Consider the following 20,101-nt stretch of genomic DNA (forward strand, 5'->3'; position numbering starts at 1 on the left):
TCGACCTTCCCGTCAGTAGCAGTGCAGCGGCGGGCACGGGGTGCAGATGGCGCTGGACTGGCCGGGCTTGCAGCCACAGCCGCCAGTGATGCTCTCCAGGACGTCGTCGCCCAGCTCCAGCTCGGCGGCGGGATTGGCGGGGAGCGCGGCGCGCTCCTCGGCGGTCAGGCTGTTGAAGTACTCGGGGTCACGCCACGCACGGAGGATGTGGTCCTTCTTCTGGCTCATGACTGCTCCTGGATGAGGCTGGTGGAGGTACTGCCATCCGCGGTGACCAGCCGTTCACCGTGGATGATTCTTCGAGGAGGGGCGACCGCCAGCAGCGAGGGCAGCCGCTCCGGGAGAGCGAGGCGCGCCAGCCCGTAGGCGATGCCGGCGAGGCCCACCAGCAGGCCGGGTGTCTCCGTGTTGCCTTGCAAGCCGAACAGGTAGCCGCGCTCCCGGATGCCCTGAAGGATGCCGCCCGCGACGCGGTCCGTCCGCGCCTTGAGCGCGTCGTCCCCGAGCACTGCCGCCGCCTCCAGCAGGAAATCCGCGTTGCCCAGGTCGCCGTGGCACAGGCCGTGGTTGCGGCCGAAGCCGCGGGCCAGCGTGCTGTCCACCGCGATGGCAATCTCCTCGCGCACGGCGGCATCGTCGACCCATGGGAGGCCGAAGAGGCGCGCCAGCCCGACGCCGGGCGCACCGGTGCACCACGCCCACAGGAAGTGCTCCGCCCCGTCCACCGTCGCCAGCTCCTTCGCGCCCGCGCGAAGGTCGGGCCAGTTGCGCTCCTCGGGCGCGTAGAGCCCGCGCTCGAACGCCATGCCCGCGATGGCGGCGTCCCGCAGCCGGGTATCGCCCGTGCGCGCGAACAGCCGCAGCAGCGCCAGCGCGATGCCGGCCGCGCCGTGCGCAATGCCCGCCAGGTAGCGGTTCCCCGCGGCCTCGCAGAGCCACGCCGCGCCTCGCGGCTGGGGCGTGGCCGTCTCCAGCAAACGGCGGCCGCACGCTTCCGCCGTCGCCCACAGCGCGTCGGAAGGCCGGTGCTCGCCGAGCACCAGCAGCGACAGGAGGCAGCCCGCCGCGCCCGCGCCCACGTCCAGCACGCGGTCTTCCTCCACCAGGGGGCGCAGTCGCTGCACGTGCGCGGCGGCCTCGTCCAGCAGCGCGCCGTCGTTCCACAACACGCCCAGGTGCGTCAGGGCGTAGAGGATGCCGCCCCAGCCATTGATGAGGCCCAGGCCCACCACGCTCCGGGGCTCCTCCGCCAGGATGCGCGTCTGCGTGCGCAGCGTCGCCCGTGCCAGCGCCGTGAAGCGCGCGTCGCCCGTGGCCTCTCCGAGATAGCCCAGCGCGAGCGCGATGCCCGCGCGGCCCTGGAACACGTCGGCTCCTGGCGAGCCCAGCCGCCAGCCACCCTCGCCCGCGTCCAGACTCAGCCAGTGGGCCTCGCCGCCGCGCTCGAAGGCCAGCGTCATCAGGCGCTCACCCGCGCGGTGGGCCTCGGCCAGCAGCGCGTCGCGCAGGCCCGGCATGGCGTGCTCGCGGAAGGCATACGTGGGCCGGTCCACCATCCGGGAGCTCAGCAGCAGCACGTCCAGCGAGCGGTCCAGGACCCAGCGCTGGCGCATCCCGTCCGCCGGTGACAGCTCCGCCAGCCGGCGCCGCACGCGCGCCATGCCCGACTCGGCGAAGTAGCCCGGCACGCGCTGCCCGATGCCCGACTCCAGGTCCGTCGAGCCGGGGCGCGCGGCGAAGTAGGGCAGGTCCCCGCGCTCCAGCTCCGCTGTCTCCAGGGGGACGAGCGTCTCGAGGTCCGGCACCGTGAGCACGCCGCGCCACAGGTGGTCGAAGAAGCGCTGGCGCTCGAGACCGTCCGTGAGCGCGTGCGGGTGGTAGCTCTCGAAGAGGAGCGCCCCGTACACCGCCGTGTTGCGGAAGAGGACGCGCATGGGCACGTCCTCGAAGGCGGCCAGCGGCCCGTCCTCCGCGAGCAGGGCCTCGCGGTGCTCCAGCAGCAGGCCGTACATCCGCGAGAAGCCGTCAGCCAGCGCGTCGCGGTACGCCAGCACGGGGGCTTCCTGCCCTTCCAGGCGCGGGAGGTTGTTCGCCGCGGGGAGGGCCACGGGGCGCCGCTCGAAGCGCATGCGGTCCGTGCCGCGCTCCGCCGACACCAGCACGGCCTGCGGCGTGAGCTGTCCGGCGCGCGCGCCCAGGCCGCTGAGGTCGACCCCACCCTTGTTCCGCGTGCCCCAGAACTGCTGCGGGAGCAGCCCGCTGCGGAGCACGGAGACAGGGGGCGCCTCGGGCGCGTGCTCGGCGTCCCGGGGCGAGCGCGTGCCGGAGAGGGGATGGAACAGCGTCTCCACGTCCACCAGCACCGGGTGCTCACCGGCGGCCACGAGGTTCTCGAAGTGCAGGTCCGTGCCGTCGAGCACGTGCATCAGCGCGACGTAGGCCCCCTGACGGGCATAGAAGCGGCGGACCTCGTCCTCCGAGGCGCATGGCGCGGGGGCGATGTGCTCCATCCAGCCGTAGTCGCCCCGGTCCAGCACCGCCGCGCCTTTCAGCGCGGGCGTGGCGCCGTGGGCATTGAGCCAGGCCAGAAGCTGGTTCAGCCCCGATTCGGCGCCCAGCGAGCGCGGCTTGTAGACGAGCCTCAGGCCAGACTCGAAGCGCAGGATGAAGACACCCCGACCGCCCCGATGCGGGTCGGAGAGCCCGCCACGTGCCTCCACCAGCGCCCCGGGCGACCGTCCTCCCTGGAAGTGCTCCCACAGGCGGGGCGCGTCCTCCGCCAGACGCCGCATCAGCTCCAGCGCCGCCGCCTCCCACTGGGCGATGCGCTCCACGGCGCATCGGGCCATCACCGGATAGCGCTCCAGGATGCCCAGTGCGAGCTGGGGCTGCCGGAGCCTCCGCGCGAAGTCCTGGAAGCGCGCCTCGGGCGTGTCCCCGCTGAGGTGCCCCTCCCACTGCGCCGCGTGGAGCTCCACCACCATGGCGCGTCCGAGCACCGGCGCCAGCACCTGGGGCAGGTGGCCCAGCAGGGAGGAGACGACGAGGCGCGGCTCGAGGTCGAGCTCGGCGCGCAGTGCCTGAAGCGCGGAGAGGAGCCGTGCCTCGGCGCAGGCCACCAGCGGCTCCACCAGGGGCAGGAATGCGGAGCGGTCGCGACCGTCCGTCTGTTCGGGCCAGGTGACGGGCGCCACGTCGGGCCGGGCGTAGGCCTGCTCCAGCTCGCGCACCCACGCGGGCGCATCATCCAACGATGTCCAGGGCACCTCGACGGGAGACTCCAGCAGCGAGAGCAGCGCCGCTTCCGTCAGCCCCGAGGCGCGCAGGCGGCGCGTCCACCAGTCCGCCTGGCCGAATGGCTCTTGTTGACGCCATGCATCCAATCGCTTGTGCGCCGCGGCGGAAATGTCTCGGTTTATCGCATCGGCCGCCCGGGCGAAGTCGGCCCGCTCCGCGAGCGTGGTGGCCCGGGCCCAGCGCGCGAGCCGGGACGGCACGCTTGCTCCGGGCTCTGTCGTCACGACCTGCCTCGGCGCGAAATCCACGCGACCTCTCGTTTCCTGGGTAATACCCGGTGAGCTGGCTTCGTTGGAGTAACTGGGAGACGACTGTGATACAGCTAAGGCAAATCGTGATTGCATGTCAATCGCGTGACGCGCACCTCCGGTGAAGGAAATACATGCGGGAAGGTGGGAGTGATTTGTACGACGCGCTCATCATCGGCAGTGGCGCGGGCGGCGGGCCGCTGGCGTTGAAGTTTTCCCAAGCAGGACTCCGCGTGCTCGTGCTGGAGCGAGGCCGAAGGCATACGTCTCAGGAATATGCCCATGATGCGACAGGGTTGGGGCCGCAGGACCTCATCCCCCGCGTCGAAGACGACCCTCACACCGTGGTGACGCGCAAGACGTCCGCGCCGCTGCGCACCGCGCTGGGCTGGACGGCGAGCTGTGTCGGCGGCGGGACGGTGCACATGGGTGGCTATTTCTATCGCTTCCACCCGGACGACCTGCGCATGCGCAGCCGCTTCGGCGACTACGAGGAGCTGGCGGACTGGCCCTATGACTATGACGCGCTGGAGCCCTGGTATGCCGTGGCGGAGCGGGAGGTGGGCGTCTCCGGCCTCGCGGGTGTGAATCCCTTCGAGGGGCCCCGCTCGACGCCGTTCCCGCTGCCGCCGCTGGACGCGCATCCCCTGGCCGCCGCGCTGGAGGCCGCCTGCGAGCGGCGCGGCCTGCATGCCTTTCCGACACCGCGCTCCATCAACTCGCGGCCATACCAGGGCCGCCCCGCGTGCGCGTACTGCCTGGAGTGCTCGGGGCTGGGGTGTCCGGTGGGCGCGCGTGGCACCTCGCAGGCCGCGCTGCTGCCTCGGGCCGAGGCCACCGGTCGCTGTGAGGTTCGCGCGCAATGTCATGTGCGCGAGGTCACCGTGGGGCCGGACGGCCGCGCCACGGGTTGCACCTATCTGGATGCGGAGGGCCGGGAGCACACGGTGCGGGCCCGCGTGGTGTGCGTGTGCTGCTCCGCGGTGGAGTCCGCGCGGCTGTTGCTCCTGTCCCGCTCGCCACGCTTCCCCAACGGGCTGGCGAATGGAAGCGGACGGGTGGGGCGGCACCTCCAGTTCCACGCCGTCACCATGGCGCAGGCGCGGTTGCCCGGGGACAGGCTCCCCGGCTCGCTCCTGGCGGACCCGCATCCCTTCATCGGCCGCTCGGTGATGGACCACTACTTCCTGCCCGACGGCGTGTCGGACCTGCCCAAGGGCGGCATCCTCCGCTTCGGCCGGGGGCCGCCGGTCCCCGAAGGTCCCGCCGGAGCGAAGGCCTCGGACGTGCTCTTCTGCGAGGTGTTCCACGACTTCCTCCCCAACGCGGGAACCTTCGTGGAGCTGGACCCGGAGGTGAAGGACCGGTGGGGGCTGCCGGTGGCGCGCATCCACCTGGACCGGCCACGGCACCACGTCCGCGCCGGCCAGTGGCTGCTGGCGCGCGCCTTCGAGCTGTTCAAGGACCTGGGCGCCGAGACGTGTGAGCCGCTCGTCGTGGGCGGCACCTCGTCGTACCTCGTCCACGGGACGTGCCGGGCGGGAGCCGACCCGGCGACGTCGGTGCTCAATGGCCACTGCCAGACGCACGAGGTGGACAACCTGTTCGTGGTGGACGGCAGCTTCATGCCGACGTCGGGTGGGGCGGCCCCCACGCTGACCATCCTGGCCAACAGCTTCCGGAGCGCGGACCACATCGTCCGCCGCTTCCAGGCAGGGGACTTCGCCTGAGCGGGGCCGGCTGCGGACGCCTGCCGCGCGACGGTGCGCGCGGATGGCCGTTGCGCGACGGTTCCCTGGGGCGTAGGGAAGCAGCGCCCCATGTCCGCCACTGCTCAACTGCTCGAAGCCGTCCGGAAGGAAGCCAAGCCGGGAATCTGGTCCAACGGCGTGAACCTCGCCCGCTCCGGAGCCGTGGTGCTCCAGTCCCAGAAGGGGGGCGAGCTGGAGCTGAGGGTGCGCGCCAAGGGGCGCCCGGTCGCCCTCACGGTCGTCCTGTATCCGAACGACGACGCCTGGGAGTGTGACTGCCCCAGCCCGGTGGACCCCTGCGAGCACGTGGTGGCCGCGGCCATCTCCATCCAGCAGGCGGAGAAGCAGGACACGCCCATGGAGACGGCGGCCACCCGCTGGGCCCGCGTCGTCTACCACTTCACCCGCGTGGACGGCGGGCTGGAGCTGCGCCGCTCCATCGTCCAGGTGGACGGGACGGAGACGCCGCTGGAGGGCAGCCTGACGTCGCTGATGGCCCGGCCCGCGGAGGCCGCCAAGCTCCAGGTGGAGAACGCCGACCTGCTGGCGGACCGCATCCTGGAGCAGCGGCGCACGCGCGGCATGCTGGCGCCGGAGACGCTGGAGGCGGTGCTGAAGGTGCTGGAGTCGGCGCGCAACGTGCTGCTCGACGGGCGGCCGGTGGCGGTGTCCGACGAGCAGGTGCTGCCACGCGCCGTCGTCGAGGACCGCAGCGGCCAGATTGTGGTCACGGTGAGCAAGGACCCGCGCATCCAGGAGGTGGTCAGCCCCGGGGTGGCGCTCGCGAGTGACACGCTGGTCCGCCTGGGCGAGACGTCCATGTCCGGGGCCTGGCTGCAGCACCTGCCCATCGTCCGCACGTACTCGGCGGACCACCTGGGGGACCTGACGTCCAAGATCATGCCCGAGCTGGGCCGCCGCCTGCCGGTGGAGGTCCGCAGCAAGCGCCTGCCGCGCCTGGACCGCGAGCTGAAGCCGCGCATCCTGCTGGAGCTGAACCAGCTCGAGTCCGGCCTGTCCGTGCTGCCCACGCTCGTCTACGGCGCGCCGCCGGTGGTGCGCATCGACAGCGGGCGCATGGTGTACCTGCGCGGCGCGGTGCCGCTGCGCGACGAGGCCGCCGAGCAGCGCCTCATCCACCAGCTCCGTGACGAGCTGAACCTGGTGCCCGGCCGCCGGCTGACGGTGCAGGGCGCGGAGATGGTGCGCTGGGCGGACAAGCTGCGGCGCTGGCGCGGCGACCTCGCGGGCGACGCGGCGGGTCTGGTGAGCCCCGATGTCAAGCTGCGCCCGTCGCTCCACGTGGAGTCCGGCGTCACGGGGCAGGGCGTGCCCGACGTGCGCTTCCAGCTGGAGTTCCAGGTGGAGGGCGCGCGGGGCGAGGTCAAGGCCGTGGACGCCGCGGCCGTCATCCGCGCATGGACGGAGGGGCTGGGGCTGGTGCCGCTGGACGGCGGTGGCTGGGCGCCGCTGCCCCGGGCGTGGCTGGACAAGAATGGCCAGCGCGTGGCGGACCTGCTGAGCGCGCGGCAGGCGGACGGGAAGGTGTCCAACCACGCGCTGCCGGAGCTGTCCGCGCTGTGCGAGACGCTGGAGCAGCCGCCTCCGCCGGGGCTCGACCGGCTGGCACCGCTCATCTCCGGCTTCGAGAAGCTGCCGCCGCCCGAGCTGCCGGCGGAGCTCAACGCGACGCTGCGCCCGTATCAGCTCCAGGGCGTGAGCTGGCTGCGCTTCCTGCGCGGGGCGGGGCTGGGCGGCATCCTCGCGGACGACATGGGCCTGGGAAAGACGCTCCAGACGATTTGCGCCCTGGAGCCGGGCTCGCTCGTGGTGTGCCCCACCAGCGTGCTGCCGAACTGGGCGGCGGAGCTGAAGCGCTTCCGTCCGTCGCTCAAGGTCTGCGTGTACCACGGGCCCGGCCGCGCGCTGGACCCGGCGGCCGACGTGACGCTCACCACCTACGCCATCATGCGCCTGGACGCGGCGGTGCTCGGCGCGCGGACGTGGGACGCGCTGGTGCTGGACGAGGCGCAGGCCATCAAGAATCCGGACAGCCAGGTGGCGCGCGCGGCCTTCGGGCTCAAGGCGGGCTTCCGGCTGGCGCTCAGCGGCACGCCGCTGGAGAACCGGCTGGAGGAGCTGTGGAGCCTCATGCACTTCACCAACCCGGGACTGCTGGGCGGGCGGAGGCACTTCGAGGACAAGGTGGCGCGGCCCATCGCCGACGGCCGGCAGGAGGCGGCCGAGGGGCTGCGCCGCCGCATCCGCCCCTTCGTGCTGCGGCGCCTGAAGCGCGACGTCGCGCCCGAGCTGCCGCCGCGCATCGACTCGGTCATGCACGTGCAGATGGATGAGCGCGAGCGCTCCGTCTACGACGCGGTGATGGCGGCGACCCGGAAGGAAGTCGTCGCCCTGCTCAACGAGGGCGGCAGCGTGCTCAAGGCGCTGGAGGCGCTGCTCCGGCTGCGTCAGGCGGCCTGTCACTCCGCGCTCGTCCCCGGCCAGCGGGCCAACACGTCGTCGAAGGTGGAGACGCTGGTGGACGCGCTGGAGACGGCCGTGTCGGAGGGCCACAAGGCGCTCGTCTTCTCGCAGTGGACGTCGCTCCTGGACCTCATCGAGCCGCGCCTGAAGGCGGCCGGCATCGGCTACGGTCGCCTGGATGGCGCCACGGCCAACCGCGGCGAGGTCACGCAGCGCTTCCAGTCCGCCGAAGGCGAGCCGGTGCTGCTCATGTCCCTCAAGGCGGGTGGCACGGGCCTCAACCTCACGGCGGCCGACCACGTCTTCCTGCTCGACCCCTGGTGGAACCCGGCGGCGGAGGCGCAGGCCGCCGACCGCGCGCACCGCATCGGCCAGGAGCGCACGGTGATGGTGTACCGGCTGGTGTCCCAGGGCACGGTGGAGGAGCGCATCCTCGGGCTCCAGGAGAAGAAGCGGGCCCTGTTCGAGGCCGCGCTCAGTGAAGCCGCCGCCGCGACGGCCATCACCCGCGAGGACCTGCTAGAGCTGTTCTCCTGATGCGCACACTTCTCCTCTTCGCCCTGGGGTTCATGGCCATGTTTCCAGAGACTGCCGACGCACAGAAGCGGGGCGCCGCCGCGCTGCATGCGCTCATCCAGCAGGAATGGCAGTACCAGCTGGAGCACAGCCCCACGTACGCCTCGATCCAGGGCGACCGGCGCTGGAACGGCCGCTGGGATGACCTGAGCCTCCAGGCCATCGAGGCGGACCACCAGCACAACCTCCAGGTGCTCGCGAAGCTGAAGACGGTGGACCGCAAGTCGCTCTCCGCCGCGGACCAGCTCCACCATGACCTGTTCCGCCGCGACTACGAGACGTGGGTGGAGGAGCACCGCTTCAAGCTGTACCTGCTGCCCGTCAACCACCTGGGCGGCATCCCCGAGGGCGTGAAGCAGCCGCCGGGCGTGCAGACGGCCTACCAGCTCGCGGACACGCTGCGCTTCGAGACGGTGAAGGACTACGAGGACTGGCTCGCGCGGCTGAAGGGCTTCGGCACCTACGTGGACCAGGTGCTGGCGCTCCTGCGCGAGGGACTTCGTCAGCAGCGCATCCACCCCAAGGTCGTGCTCCAGCGCATCCCGCCGCAGGTCGCGAAGCAGCTCGTGGAGGACCCGGCGGACAGCGGCTTCTTCGCGCCGTTCCGGCGCTTCCCGGGGAGCATCCCGGCCACGGAGCAGCAGCGGCTGGCAAAGGAGGGCCGCGCGGCGGTCGCGCAGACCGTGCTCCCCGCGCTGAAGCGCTTCCACCAGTTCCTCACCGAGGAGTACGTCCCGAAGGGCACGGACAAGGTGGGCATCTGGCAGCTCCCCGACGGCGCCGAGGCGTATGCGTTCCTGGCCCGCAAGTTCACCACCACGGGGCTGAGCGCGGAGGAGATTCACGCGCTCGGCCTGGCGGAGGTGCAGCGCATCCGCGGGGAGATGGAGGCGGTGAAGGCGCGGACGGGCTTCAAGGGCACGCTGGCCGAGTTCTTCCGATACATGCGCACGGACCCGCGCTTCTACGCGCGCAGCGGCGACGAGCTGCTCATGCGCTACCGGGCGCTGTCCAAGCGCATCGACCCGCTGCTGGTGAAGCTGTTCAAGACACTGCCCCGGCAGCCCTACGGCGTGGAGCCCACGCCCGAGGCCATGGCCCCGGACGCGACGACGGGCTTCTACTATCCCGGTGCATCGGACGGCTCGCGACCCGGCACGTACCTGGTGAACCTCTACCGGCCGGAGACGCGCCCGCTGTGGGAGATGGTGCCGCTCACGCTCCATGAAGCCGTGCCCGGCCACCACCTCCAGACGGCCCTGGCCGCCGAGCAGCCCGGCCTGCCGGAGTTCCGTCGCTACGGCTACCACGTGGCCTATGGCGAGGGCTGGGCGCTCTACTGCGAGACGCTGGGCGATGAGCTGGGGCTGTATGCGGACCCCTACGACAAGTTCGGCCAGCTCGCCTACGACATGTGGCGCGCGGTGCGGCTGGTGGTGGACACCGGCATCCACGTGAAGCAGTGGACGCGTCAGCAGGCGCTCGACTTCTTCATGGAGAACTCGCCGCGCCAGGAGCTCGACACCACCAACGAGGTTGACCGCTACATCGCCTGGCCCGGGCAGGCGCTGGCGTACAAGGTGGGGCAGCTCAAGATTCGGGAGCTGCGCACCCGCGCCGAGCAGGCGCTGGGCTCACGCTTCGACGTGCGCGAGTTCCACGACGTCGTGCTGCTCGACGGCTCCCTGCCGCTGGACATCCTGGAGGGCCGGGTCCAGGCCTGGGTGTCGGCGCGGCAGCAGGATGCCGCCGCGCCCAGGCCTCAACGAGCGCCCTGACGCGCGCGAGGCGTCACGGCGCGGGCGCGGGCTTCGCCAGCCGGCCGTACTTCTTCATCGCCTGGAGGAGCCGGTCGTGGGGCAGGCCGTAGACGCGGATGCCCTCCGCGCCCGTCATCGTGTCGGAGGCCAGCATCGAGTTGAGGATGGCCTCCTGCGTGGCCTGGATGGTGGCCTCGAAGAGCGGCGTCATCCGCTCGTTGTCGAGCGCCGAGACGGTGGCCACGGACGTGCCGGCGGGCGGCTTGAGCCGCTGCGTGGAGAAGGCCAGGAAGATGTCGCCGGAGGAGTTCGCGCCCAGGCCGCCCATCTTCCCGATGCCCAGCGGCACCCGCTTCGCCAGCCGCTCCAGTTGATGCGGCAGCAGCGGTGCGTCCGTCGCCACCACCACGATGATGGAGCCAGCGCCCTCGGGCGTACGGGGCTGTGTGTCGCCGCGCGACGTCGAGCAGGCTGGCAGCTTCTCGAACATGCCCTGACTCGGCTTCTTGGGGCCGGTGTAGCAGGGGCGCAGGTCGCTGATCTCCTCACCCACGGGCACGCCCTCCACGGTGAAGAGGTGGCGCGCGCCGTAGTTGCACTGCAACAGCACGCCCACGGTGTAGCCGCCCTCTGACTCGGGCAGCTTGCGTGACGCCGTGCCGATGCCGCCCTTGAAGCTGTGGCACACCATGCCCGTTCCACCACCCACCGAGCCCTCCGCGACAGGGCCACCCTTGGCGCTGTCGAGCGCGCGGTGGGCATGCGCCGCCTTCACGTGGAAGCCATAGGCGTCATGGAGCAGGCCATCCCACGTCTCCGCGACGACGGGCAGCCCCAGCTCCCACTCCAGCCCGCGCTTCATCGCCCAGGTAATGACGGAGTCGCGGACCGTGCCCACGTCATTGGTGTTGGTGAGCATCACGGGACCGGCGAGCTGCCCGGCTTCGGTGAGCCAGTGCGAGCCCGTCATCTCGCCGTTGCCGTTGAGCGAGTAGATGGCGGCGAAGACGTCCTCGGACACGCCGTCCTTGCCTCGGGGCAGCACGGCGGTGACGCCGGTGCGCACTGCCCCCTTGCCCCTCGGGCCTTTGATGTCGCCAGAGATCAGCGTCGTGTGGCCCACCTCCACGCCGGACACGTCGGTGATGGCGTTGTTCGGGCCGGACTGTCCGCCGAAGGTGATGCCCAGGTCGCGGGCGCGGGGCCTCGCCTTGGGGGACTGCGCTTCCGCTGGCAGGGGACCCAGCGACAGACAGGACACGGCGCCCAGGAGCAATGAGAGACGGAACGGGTTCATGGCCTGGCGTCATATCGCGAGCGCGCAAGGCCTCCCAGCCGGAGGTCCTGTCTGGCCATGCGGCGAGCCTCCCTGCCAGAATGCCTTCGAGTTCCAATGACGTCGGGAGGCCGTCGGGCCGCGCATGGCTGAACACGAAGACCTGGGTGCATTGTGGCGCAAGGCGCGACCGGATGACCTCGCCTCCCTCCGGCGGCTGGATGCCGCGCTGGTCCGTTCGGGCTACCAGGTCCAGGGCAAGACGGTCCGCGAGTGGATTGCCGAGTTCCCGGGGGAACCCATCCGTTGGTTCGATGGCAGGGATGCCAGCGATCGGATGCGCGAAGCGGGGCTCGCGGCGGTGCCCGCGCTCGTGGAGGCCCTGGCCCGCGCGGACCACGAGTCCTCCTGGCAGGCTTCGCTCAACATGCGCGGACAGTGTGTCGCGGCGCTGGGCACCATCGAGCCGCTTCCCACCTGCGCGATTCCCGCGCTCCTCGGAGTGCTCCGTCATCCCGGCTCGCGGGTGCGGCGGATGGCGCTCGCGGTGCTGGCGCGGATGCGTCCACACGCGACCCCCGCGGCCCTGCGTGCCGTCCTGCCGTGCCTGCGGGAGAAGGGCGACCTGCCAGTACGGCTGCAGGCGGCGACGGCGCTGGCGGCGATGCAGGGCCCGTTGCCGGACGAGGTCCGTGCCGCGGGGTTGTCGCTCCTTGGCGAGGCCCACCGCGCCTTGCGCCGGGAGGGGCTCCACGTCCTCGCCCGCTTCCCGCAGGGCGAAGAGGTCCTCACCGCGCTGGAGGAACAGGCCATCCTCGACGATGAGAATCGGCTCGAGGCGCTGCGCGTACTGTCCGGGGCGGCGCCGTCCCGAGCGATTCCAAGACTGCTCGAGGTGGCGAGCAACGCGAGGAAGCGTCAGCAGGAGGGGCCACCTCCGCCGGCCTGGCGGGGCACGTCCGGTGAGACCCAACGGAGCGAAGACGGGAAGAAAGCGGTCTTGCTCATCGGCCGGCTGGGCGCCCGGGGCGCGGAGGCGCTGGCCTCGCTCGATGCGCTTCGGGCGCTCGAGCTCCTGTCGCCCTATGTGGACGCCGTCATCGACGACATCACGCGCGCGGTGCTGCGCCAGCAATCCCCGCCCTTGAGGACGGACCGCTTCCAGGAGCCGCTCTGCGCCGCGCTTCTGGCGGACGTAGCGTGGCCCGCCGAGCGCACCGAAGAGCCGTCCCTGGCACTGCACCCGTGGCTCACGTCCCTGGCCGCCTTCGGTACGGAGGTGAAGGTGCGCGTCGCGCTCGCCGCCGCGCGACACGTGCTGTGGCTGTGGGAGTCCCAGGACCCGAACAACGACTACTCCCGCTGCACCATCATGGCCATGGACCGTTGGGTCAGTGAGCCGACGGAGGCGCACGCGGAACGGGTGGCTGGCATGGGGAACTTCATCCCCAGTCAGTTCTGCGCACCGGACGCGTTCTCCGCCGCCTGGTCGGTGAATTACGGCAGCCGGTGCGTTCCCCGGCCGACCGCGTCTTCCGCGTCGGCCCCGGCTGACGAGGAGGACCCCCTGTGGGCCTGTGTCCACGCCGCATGCAGGGCGCTGAGCCGTCGGTCTGTCATCACCTGGGCGTTCGGGGCCAGCGAAGCGCCGTCGGAGCCGCTCTCTCCGCGGGATTCGGCACGCGAGGTCCACCGCGCCATCGTGGACGAGGTGCTTCCCTGGGCCTGTGGAGCCTGGGACCCCGTGAAGGACACGCCACGGCTGCGCAAGGCGATGCGCGCGAACGGCTGGCGTGTGCCCCCGGCTTTCTGAGCCCCGCGAGTCCGGCGGTCCGCGGGTGTGCAGCGGCGATGGAACCGCGGGACCAGGAAGTGTGCACGGCGCCGCTCCTGGGAGGCGCGGACGCTGTGCGGTGTGCTGACGGACCGGGAGGACAGGTGACAACCCACTGCTGCCATGCATGAGGTCTGGCCCCGCGAATCGTGGGGGCGTCCATGGCGTGGAGGGCAGGAAGGCGAGGGTGGGGCGCGCTGCTATGTGGGGCGTGTGCGCTGCTGGCAGGAGGGACCCGAGCGGACGGCTGGCACGTGGAGTACGACGCCCCGGTTCCACTCTTCCTGGACCGCAGCTACATCCTCGACTCGCCCAATCGCATCCACCGCGAGGGGGCGCCCGACTCCTCGGAGAAGCTCATCTTCGAGGCGCAGGTGGCGCCCAACCTCTTCCTGCCGCAGCTCCACACGGGGGACTTCACCCAGCCCGGCGGCGAGTATTTCCTGTCCCTCATCATCACCCCGGCGGTGCAGCTGCGAATCGTGGACACGGCCAGCGACCCCGTCATCCCACCATCCTTCATCGCGAAGCTGACGTTCCAGGTGGCACACCTGCGGCCGCTGGCGAAGCCTCGGAGGGAGGGCGCCGCCGTCAGGAGCCTGGCGCTCGCGCTCAATGTCATCGCCGCGCACTACTCGAATGGCGAGTCAGGGTGCTTCTATGGCAATCAGACGCGAGTGGACTCGCGCTGCACGCCGTCGGAGGGACAGCTCCCGCTGAACGAGGTGACGGGCAGCTTCACCACCAATCTCTTCAGGATGGAGCTCCACACCCGGCTGGCGTTCGACGTGAAGCCTGACCTGCGCAGCGCATGGATTGTGGGTGGGTTCGCGGCCATCGAGCTGAACACGTCCGTGGGCCCCGGCCGCATCACCCGCTCGCAGCGCATCGTCTATGGCGACGGGCAGTGGGCCGCCGGCCTCATGGGGCAGCGCACCTGGAATGACCACCGCTTCCCGCTGGAAGCATCGCTGTCGAACCCCTTCGGAGAGACGCCGGCGCGGCGCGCCACGCTGAAGGTGGAGCTGGGCGCCTATCCACGCTGGGGCGCGGGCTTCGGTGTGTTCGCGCGGTACGTGAAGGGGCAGGACTACTACAACATCCTGTTCCTGGAGCCGGTGGCGCTCTGGCAGTTCGGGCTCGCCTTCGAGCTCAATCCGGGCGCACGCCTGCGGAGGGCCGAGGAAGGGCGGCCACCGGGTTTCCCCTAGAGGACTCAGAAGGCTTCGCCCACGTTCAGGTAGAAGCTCGGCTCGTTGCCATAGGCCACGTCGAGCCGGAGGTTCACGGGCACATCGGAGAGCGGCGCGAAGCGCAGGCCCACACCGGCCGCGGGCTTGATGTCGCGCGCGTCGAAGTCGCGCGGACTGCGAGCCACGGTCGCCGCGGAGACGAAGGCCACGCCACCCAACCGCCAGAAGAGCGGGGCGCGGTATTCGAGCTGGGCGCCCAGGTGCTGGCGCTCTCGGAAGCGGCCCTCCAGATAGCCCCGGCTCAGCTCCATGCCGCCCAGGCGCCCGGTGTCGTAGAAGGGCGGCTCGCCGTCGCGCAGCTCCACCAGTCCCTGCAGCGCGAGCACGTGGCGCTGTCCCCAGGGCAGCGTGAGGTAGCGCCGGACATCCAGCCGGAGCACGTCGAAGGCGTAGTCGGAGCCCCAGGCACCGCGCGCCCGCCGCAGGTTGAGCCGCGCCAGGACTCCTGTCACCGGGTTCAGGGTGTTGTCCCGCGAGTCATACAGCGCGGTGATTCCGAGCTGGAGGGTGGTGCCGCCCTCGGCCCCTGTCGTGAGCCGGACGGCGCCGTCCTCCGCCATGTGGGTGAAGCGCGCGCGTTGATAGCGCACGGTGGGGCCCACGTAGAGCCGGGGGGCGACGCGCCACTTCGGGCTCAGCTCGAGCTCGAGGAAGATGGGCGTGAAGTCCTCCTCGTCCTCCGCCCGCGTGCGCGCGCCCATGCCGAAGAAGCGGTCGGGGAAGCGCGCCGCGCTGGCGGTGGCCGTGAGGTTGAGCCGGTCGTCGAGCAGGTTCACATCCGGCTGGAGGAGCAGGGTGAACTGGCCACGCGTGCTCGCGGCGGCGGCCAGCATCACCTGCGACTCCCGGCGCCCCCGCGAGGCCGGGGGCTGGTACACGAGCGACGCGGCGCCACCGAGCAGGAAGCTCGTCTCCGGCTGGTACGCGGGCAGCACGAAGGGGACGACGCTGAAGCGCCCCTCCCTGGGCTCCTCGGGCGTGGCCACGAGGAGGACGCCGAGGACGGCCGTGAGGAGCGGAGTCATCGCGGGGCCTCAGACGTTCTCGTCGAGCCAGTCGAACAGGCGCGCTTCCGCCAGCGCCGTGGACGCCGCCTGGCAGTGCAGCGGCGCGGCCTCGTCATGGGTGAACAGCATCAGGTGCTTGGGGCCCCGGAGCGCGTCGTAGAGCTTCTGGGACTGGCCCGGCGAGGCGTCCTCCGCTTCGCCTTCCATGATGAGCACCGGGCAGCGGATGCGGTCGACGATGGCCTCGTTGGTGAATGCCTCCAGCTTGCGGAAGAGCTCGGACGGCGAGCGGGCGCCGTGCTTCCAGTACACGTCCCGCAGCCAGTACTGGGCGGTGGGCCAGCTGTCCGCGAGCGCGCCAATCGCCTGGTCGAACTTCTCCGGGTGCGACTTCAGCAGCGCCAGGGAGCCCGGGAGGAAGCGCTCGAAGTGCGAGCGCATGGACTCCCACCAGCTGAGGACGCCCGGGTTGGCGATGCACAATGCGATGCGCGGCTCGAAGGCCGCCGCCCGGGGCGCCAGCGCGCCGCCAAAGGACAGGCCCATGAGCAGGATGCGGCGCGGGTCCACGCCGCTGATGCGCTCGGCCGCGTCCACCACCGGGCTGACGGCCTTCTCCCAGTCCGGCCGGAAGCTCAACCGGTGCTCGCGCAGCGAGCGCCCCTGGCCGGGCCCGTGGAACATCAGCACGTGGTAGCCCCGCCGGGCCGCGCCCTCCCAGACCCACTTCGTCTCCTCGGGCCAGGCGTGCAGCCCCTGGTGGAGGAGGATGACGGGCGCGCTCGGCTTCGCGTGCGGCGAGCGTACGAAGTACGCGGCGAGCGTGGTGCCCTCATAGGGAATGGCCAGCGGCTGCACGTCATGGCCGAGCAGCCCGTTCGACTTCTCGAACGTGGTGGCCGCGTGGCGCGTCACCTCGAGCATCCGCGGGTCCTCCAGGTCCGTGTAGTGAATCGTCGCGGCGCGGTAGTAGTTCGCGGCCCGCGCGTAGGCCTGTCCCGCGCTCAGCAGGTGCCCCTTGGCCTCGGCGTCCCGGGCCTGTCCGTGGACCCGCTGCGCCGTCTTCCGCCACGCCTCGAACCAGCTCTCCTCGTCGCCGGGACGGATGCGGCTGGCCGTCTCCAGCACGTCCCCCACGTCGCTTTGCCCATGTGCCGCATGGCCCAGGTACCAGAGCACCTGGTTGTCCATCAGCCCGTCCCCCGTGAGCCGGATGTCGTACCAGGCGTCTCCACGGGGATTGATGCCCTGCACGTCCTGGGATGCTGGCGCCAGCGCGCTCCTCAGGCCCAGCGCGGTCGCCGCGCCACCTGCGAACAGCCCCGCCCCCAGCAGCACACCTCGTCGAGACGGCCTTCCTGCGGTAGTTTCGCCTCCGGACTTGGACATGGGATTCAATCTCCTGGGTTAATCTGTTGATTGAATCGATAGGTTGAGACTCGCTCGGCTGTCAAGCGCCGGCACGGACGCGTGTCGTTTCAGGGGTTTGCAGGGATGGGCAACAAGGAGCAGGAAGCCCGGGAGCGGATTCTCCGGGCGACCATCATGTGCATCGGCAGGGACGGCCTGGACGCGACGGGCATCCGGGAGATTGCCCGTGAGGCGCAGGTGAACAGCGCGGCCATCAGCTACTACTTCCGGAGCAAGGAGAAGCTGGTGGCCCTGGCGCTGGAGCAGACGCTGAACGAGGCCTTCGGGAACGTCATCGAGGACTTCGACCGGCTCCGGCAGGAGGGGCTCGCCATCCGCGAGGCGTTCGAGACGCTGCTCGGCGACTTGCTGAGCAACAGCGGGCGTTACCCGTACATCGCCCACGCGCACTTCCATGATGCGCTGGCTCAGCAACGCTACGACGGCAGGGCCATCCAGCGCCTCAACGCGTTCCTGGCGGAGCTGGCCGGACGGCTGGCCCCGGCGACGCCGCACCTGACGGAGAATCGGCTGCGGATGGCGCTGACCCAGGTGTGGTCCTCGATCAGCCTGCTCTCGATGATGCCCCGGCTGTTCGACCAGTTCATCCTGCTGGACTTCGGCACGCTCGAGACGCGCAGGGCGTGGGTGCAGCAGGCGTCACGGCTCCTCTTCGTGCCGTGACGCGCGGAGGCAGTGGGGCCCGCCGGCGGGCCCCGGGCGCGCCACGAGGCCCAGTGAGCCGCGCGGCGCGCGCCGCATTTTCAGAACGGTGAGCCGTCCGCGCGCAGGCCCGGCGAGCTCGGGAGGCCCGACGTCAGCGTGTCATGCGGCACGAAGCTCGCCTCCGGCGTCGCATCCGGAGAGCGGTTGGCGGACACGCCAGGCACGGTGGCCGTGTAGTCGAACTGGTCCACCAGCGAGCTGTCCGACCGGCGCAGCCGCACGGAGTCGCTGCTGTTGCCCAGGCCCAGGAGCCCTCCGGAAGCCGCCACCGCGTTGGCCAGGCCCGTGGGCACCGCGGCGGCGCCTCCGAACACGACCACGGCCTGGCCACCGTCCAGCTGCGTCCCGGCCGCGAAGACGTGGCGCGCGGAGCCGTTGGTGGCGTCCCACAGCGTCCAGCCGGAGAGGTCCACCGGGAAGGGGCTCGCGTTGACCAGCTCGACGAACTCGTGGGCCGCGGTCTGCTCGCCTTCGTTGGCGAGCACCTCGTTGATGAACACCCGCGCCGGGCCGCTGACGAGCGTCAGCGCCTCGTCATTCACATCCACATGGGCTGGATTGTAGGCGTCCACCACGCGCACGAAGACCTCGGTGGCGTCCAACTCCGGCACGGTCCAGGCGTAGCGCCCCAGGGCCGCGGGGACCGAGGCGGCCACGACGTTCCACTCCGCGCCGCCGTTGGTGGAGACCTCGACGCGCACCTCGCCCACGCCCCAGGACGTCCAGGTGATGGGCAGCGTGCTCCCGCTCTGGTACGTCCCGCCCTGAGGGGCCTTCAGGCGCAGGAAGGGGCCGGTCTCCGCGCTGAAGCTGTAGCTGCTGACGACCGGGCGGTGGTCGCTCACCACGTTGAGGAAGTCCGGGAACCACGTGTCCGCGTAGATGACGCGCGCCGAGCCGGGGACGTAGCGGTCCGCCACCTCGTTGGTGGCCAGGGTGTGGTCGACGACGTTCTCGAAGCCGATGGAGGTGTCGTCCCCCGCCAGCGACAGCTCGCGGGTGATGAAGGTGTAGCGGTCCGGGTCGGAGACGAAGTTCTGGTAGGGCGTGGCCAGCGGCTCGCTGGTGCTGGGGTCGAGCGAGATGGAGTCGTCCACGTCGTCGTTCCAGTCGCCGATGACGAAGACGTGCTGGGTGGGCAGGTTCTCGTCCAGGTACGCCTTGAGCGCGGCGGCGGCGCGCTCCCGTGCCTCCCTCGGGCCCGTCGGGTCGGCGCTGTTGGCGCGCATGTGGACCACGATGACGGTCAGCGGCGTCTCCTCGCCCTGGATTTCCGTGGTGAAGTCCACGCGGAGCGGCGGGCGGTCGGCGAAGTCGCTGATGTTGCCAATCCGGACCAGGCTCGCGCTCTGGAAAGTGAGGGAGCTGTCATAGAGCACGCCCACCTTCTGGCTGCTCGTGCCATACGGCGAGGTGCCGCCGGAGACGAAGGCCGCGTCGTTGGAGAGGAAGCCATTGAAGCCGGGGAGCTGGGCCTTGAGCAGCTCGAAGTCGGCGGCATCCACCATCTCCACCATGGCCCAGAGGTTGGCGCCCGCCGCGAGCATGATGTCCCGCGCTCCGGCAATCTGGAGGTCATCCGAGGTGCCACCATCCGATGAGGAATTGGCGGGACCGCGCGAGTCGGAGCCGAAGTACGTCAGGTTCCACTGGCCCACGGTGAACACGGGCGCGCCCGGTGCGACCACGGAGAGCGTCAGCTCCCGCGACGCACTCTGACCGTCCGCGTCCTCCACCGTGACGGAGACGGTGCGGTCCGCCACCTCCGCGGGGGTGCCGGACAGCGTGCCCGCGGCAGACAGGGTGAGGCCCGGGAGCGTGGTGCCCTCGGCCAGGCTCCAGCTCAAGGGCGCGCGGCCGCCCGTGGCGGTGAGGGTGACCGAATACGGTCGTCCGACGGTGCCCTCGGGCAGCGCCTCCGTGGTGATGCTCGGCGCCAACTCCTGCCCGGCGTCTGTTCCCGCATCCGCGTCTAGGCCCGCGTCTGGCTCGGAGCCCGCGTCCGGGTCGGTCCCCGCGTCGGTGATGACGCCGCTGTCCGGGGGCGTGGGCTTGGGGTCGTCATCGCCAGAGCAGGCGGTCAACAGGAGCAGGACGAGAAGCGGCGCTAGCAGGCGGGGTGACGGCATGAACGACTCCAGGGGCGGTTGACGAAGCAAGACAAACAGCGACGGTAGCCGATGAGGCGGACACGCGCCGTCTAGCACGACAACACGCTGGCGCGACACGGCAGGGGCCCGTGTCACGGCGCCATCAGGTCCTGCCTGCTTCGACGATGGCCTGGAGCGCCGCCAGCCCGAGGAGGGGAGCGGTCCTGCGCGCCTCGGACAGCTTCTGGCTGGATAGCAGCCTCGAGCTCACGCGCAAGTCATTACGTTGTATCGGGACCGCGCTCGAACGCGACGATGAAAGGCTTGTCGTCGCGGAGGTCGCGATGGGGTGGCTCGCCCAGGTGGATATCGGCGAGCCCACGCGACCG

12 protein-coding genes are annotated in these 20,101 nt (G+C 71.1%); 6 read left to right on the plus strand and 6 right to left on the minus strand.

Annotated features, from left to right (window positions below; all coding sequences use genetic code 11):
* Positions 1 to 12 precede the first annotated feature (12 nt).
* Both VZL07_RS29400 and VZL07_RS29405 read right to left on the minus strand, forming a co-directional pair.
* Positions 13 to 228: a mersacidin/lichenicidin family type 2 lantibiotic gene (locus VZL07_RS29400; RefSeq protein WP_426751187.1), complete on the minus strand. Its 216-nt coding sequence runs from the start codon at positions 226 to 228 to the stop codon at positions 13 to 15.
* Entirely contained in the window at positions 225 to 3,497 is a 3,273-nt protein-coding gene (locus VZL07_RS29405) for a type 2 lanthipeptide synthetase LanM family protein (protein WP_426751188.1), read from the minus strand. Before VZL07_RS29405 ends, VZL07_RS29400 begins: the two co-directional genes overlap by 4 nt.
* Before the next feature lie 182 nt (positions 3,498 to 3,679).
* On the opposite strand from VZL07_RS29405, the gene VZL07_RS29410 reads away from it, so the two are divergent.
* The 3 genes from VZL07_RS29410 (at position 3,680) to VZL07_RS29420 (ending at position 10,134) form a co-directional block, all read left to right on the plus strand.
* Positions 3,680 to 5,275 (plus strand): GMC family oxidoreductase, encoded by a 1,596-nt coding sequence (locus VZL07_RS29410; protein ID WP_426751189.1) that lies wholly within the window; start codon positions 3,680 to 3,682, stop codon positions 5,273 to 5,275.
* A gap of 90 nt (positions 5,276 to 5,365) precedes the next feature.
* The gene (locus VZL07_RS29415) at positions 5,366 to 8,317 is read left to right on the plus strand and encodes an SNF2-related protein (RefSeq protein WP_426751190.1); all 2,952 of its coding nucleotides are present in this window, start codon (positions 5,366 to 5,368) and stop codon (positions 8,315 to 8,317) included.
* On the plus strand, positions 8,317 to 10,134 hold the full coding sequence (locus VZL07_RS29420; protein WP_426751191.1) for a DUF885 domain-containing protein: 1,818 nt from the start codon (positions 8,317 to 8,319) through the stop codon (positions 10,132 to 10,134). Before VZL07_RS29415 ends, VZL07_RS29420 begins: the two co-directional genes overlap by 1 nt.
* Before the next feature lie 13 nt (positions 10,135 to 10,147).
* Here VZL07_RS29420 and VZL07_RS29425 read toward each other — a convergent pair whose 3' ends face one another.
* Complete coding sequence (locus VZL07_RS29425) at positions 10,148 to 11,413, minus strand: P1 family peptidase (RefSeq protein ID WP_426751192.1); 1,266 nt, start codon at positions 11,411 to 11,413, stop codon at positions 10,148 to 10,150.
* Between the two features lie 124 nt (positions 11,414 to 11,537).
* Here VZL07_RS29425 and VZL07_RS29430 point away from each other — a divergent pair, with 124 nt between their 5' ends.
* Together VZL07_RS29430 and VZL07_RS29435 are read left to right on the plus strand one after the other, a co-directional pair.
* Complete coding sequence (locus VZL07_RS29430) at positions 11,538 to 13,205, plus strand: HEAT repeat domain-containing protein (RefSeq protein ID WP_426751193.1); 1,668 nt, start codon at positions 11,538 to 11,540, stop codon at positions 13,203 to 13,205.
* A gap of 275 nt (positions 13,206 to 13,480) precedes the next feature.
* On the plus strand, positions 13,481 to 14,437 hold the full coding sequence (locus tag VZL07_RS29435; protein WP_426751194.1) for a hypothetical protein: 957 nt from the start codon (positions 13,481 to 13,483) through the stop codon (positions 14,435 to 14,437).
* Positions 14,438 to 14,442: 5 nt separating this feature from the next.
* Here VZL07_RS29435 and VZL07_RS29440 read toward each other — a convergent pair whose 3' ends face one another.
* Together VZL07_RS29440 and VZL07_RS29445 are read right to left on the minus strand one after the other, a co-directional pair.
* Positions 14,443 to 15,504, minus strand: coding sequence for a BamA/TamA family outer membrane protein (locus VZL07_RS29440; RefSeq protein WP_426751195.1), 1,062 nt, complete (start codon positions 15,502 to 15,504; stop codon positions 14,443 to 14,445).
* A gap of 9 nt (positions 15,505 to 15,513) precedes the next feature.
* Complete coding sequence (locus VZL07_RS29445; protein ID WP_426751196.1) at positions 15,514 to 16,824, minus strand: alpha/beta hydrolase family protein; 1,311 nt, start codon at positions 16,822 to 16,824, stop codon at positions 15,514 to 15,516.
* 156 nt (positions 16,825 to 16,980) lie between these two features.
* On the opposite strand from VZL07_RS29445, the gene VZL07_RS29450 reads away from it, so the two are divergent.
* On the plus strand, positions 16,981 to 17,580 hold the full coding sequence (locus tag VZL07_RS29450) for a TetR/AcrR family transcriptional regulator (RefSeq protein WP_426751197.1): 600 nt from the start codon (positions 16,981 to 16,983) through the stop codon (positions 17,578 to 17,580).
* 80 nt (positions 17,581 to 17,660) lie between these two features.
* Here VZL07_RS29450 and VZL07_RS29455 read toward each other — a convergent pair whose 3' ends face one another.
* A complete protein-coding gene (locus VZL07_RS29455) occupies positions 17,661 to 19,751 on the minus strand; it encodes a lamin tail domain-containing protein (protein WP_426751198.1) in 2,091 nt (696 codons plus the stop codon).
* Between the last annotated feature and the right edge of the window lie 350 nt (positions 19,752 to 20,101).

This window comes from Pseudomyxococcus flavus (genome assembly GCF_050038885.1).
Classification (GTDB): domain Bacteria; phylum Myxococcota; class Myxococcia; order Myxococcales; family Myxococcaceae; genus Myxococcus; species Myxococcus flavus.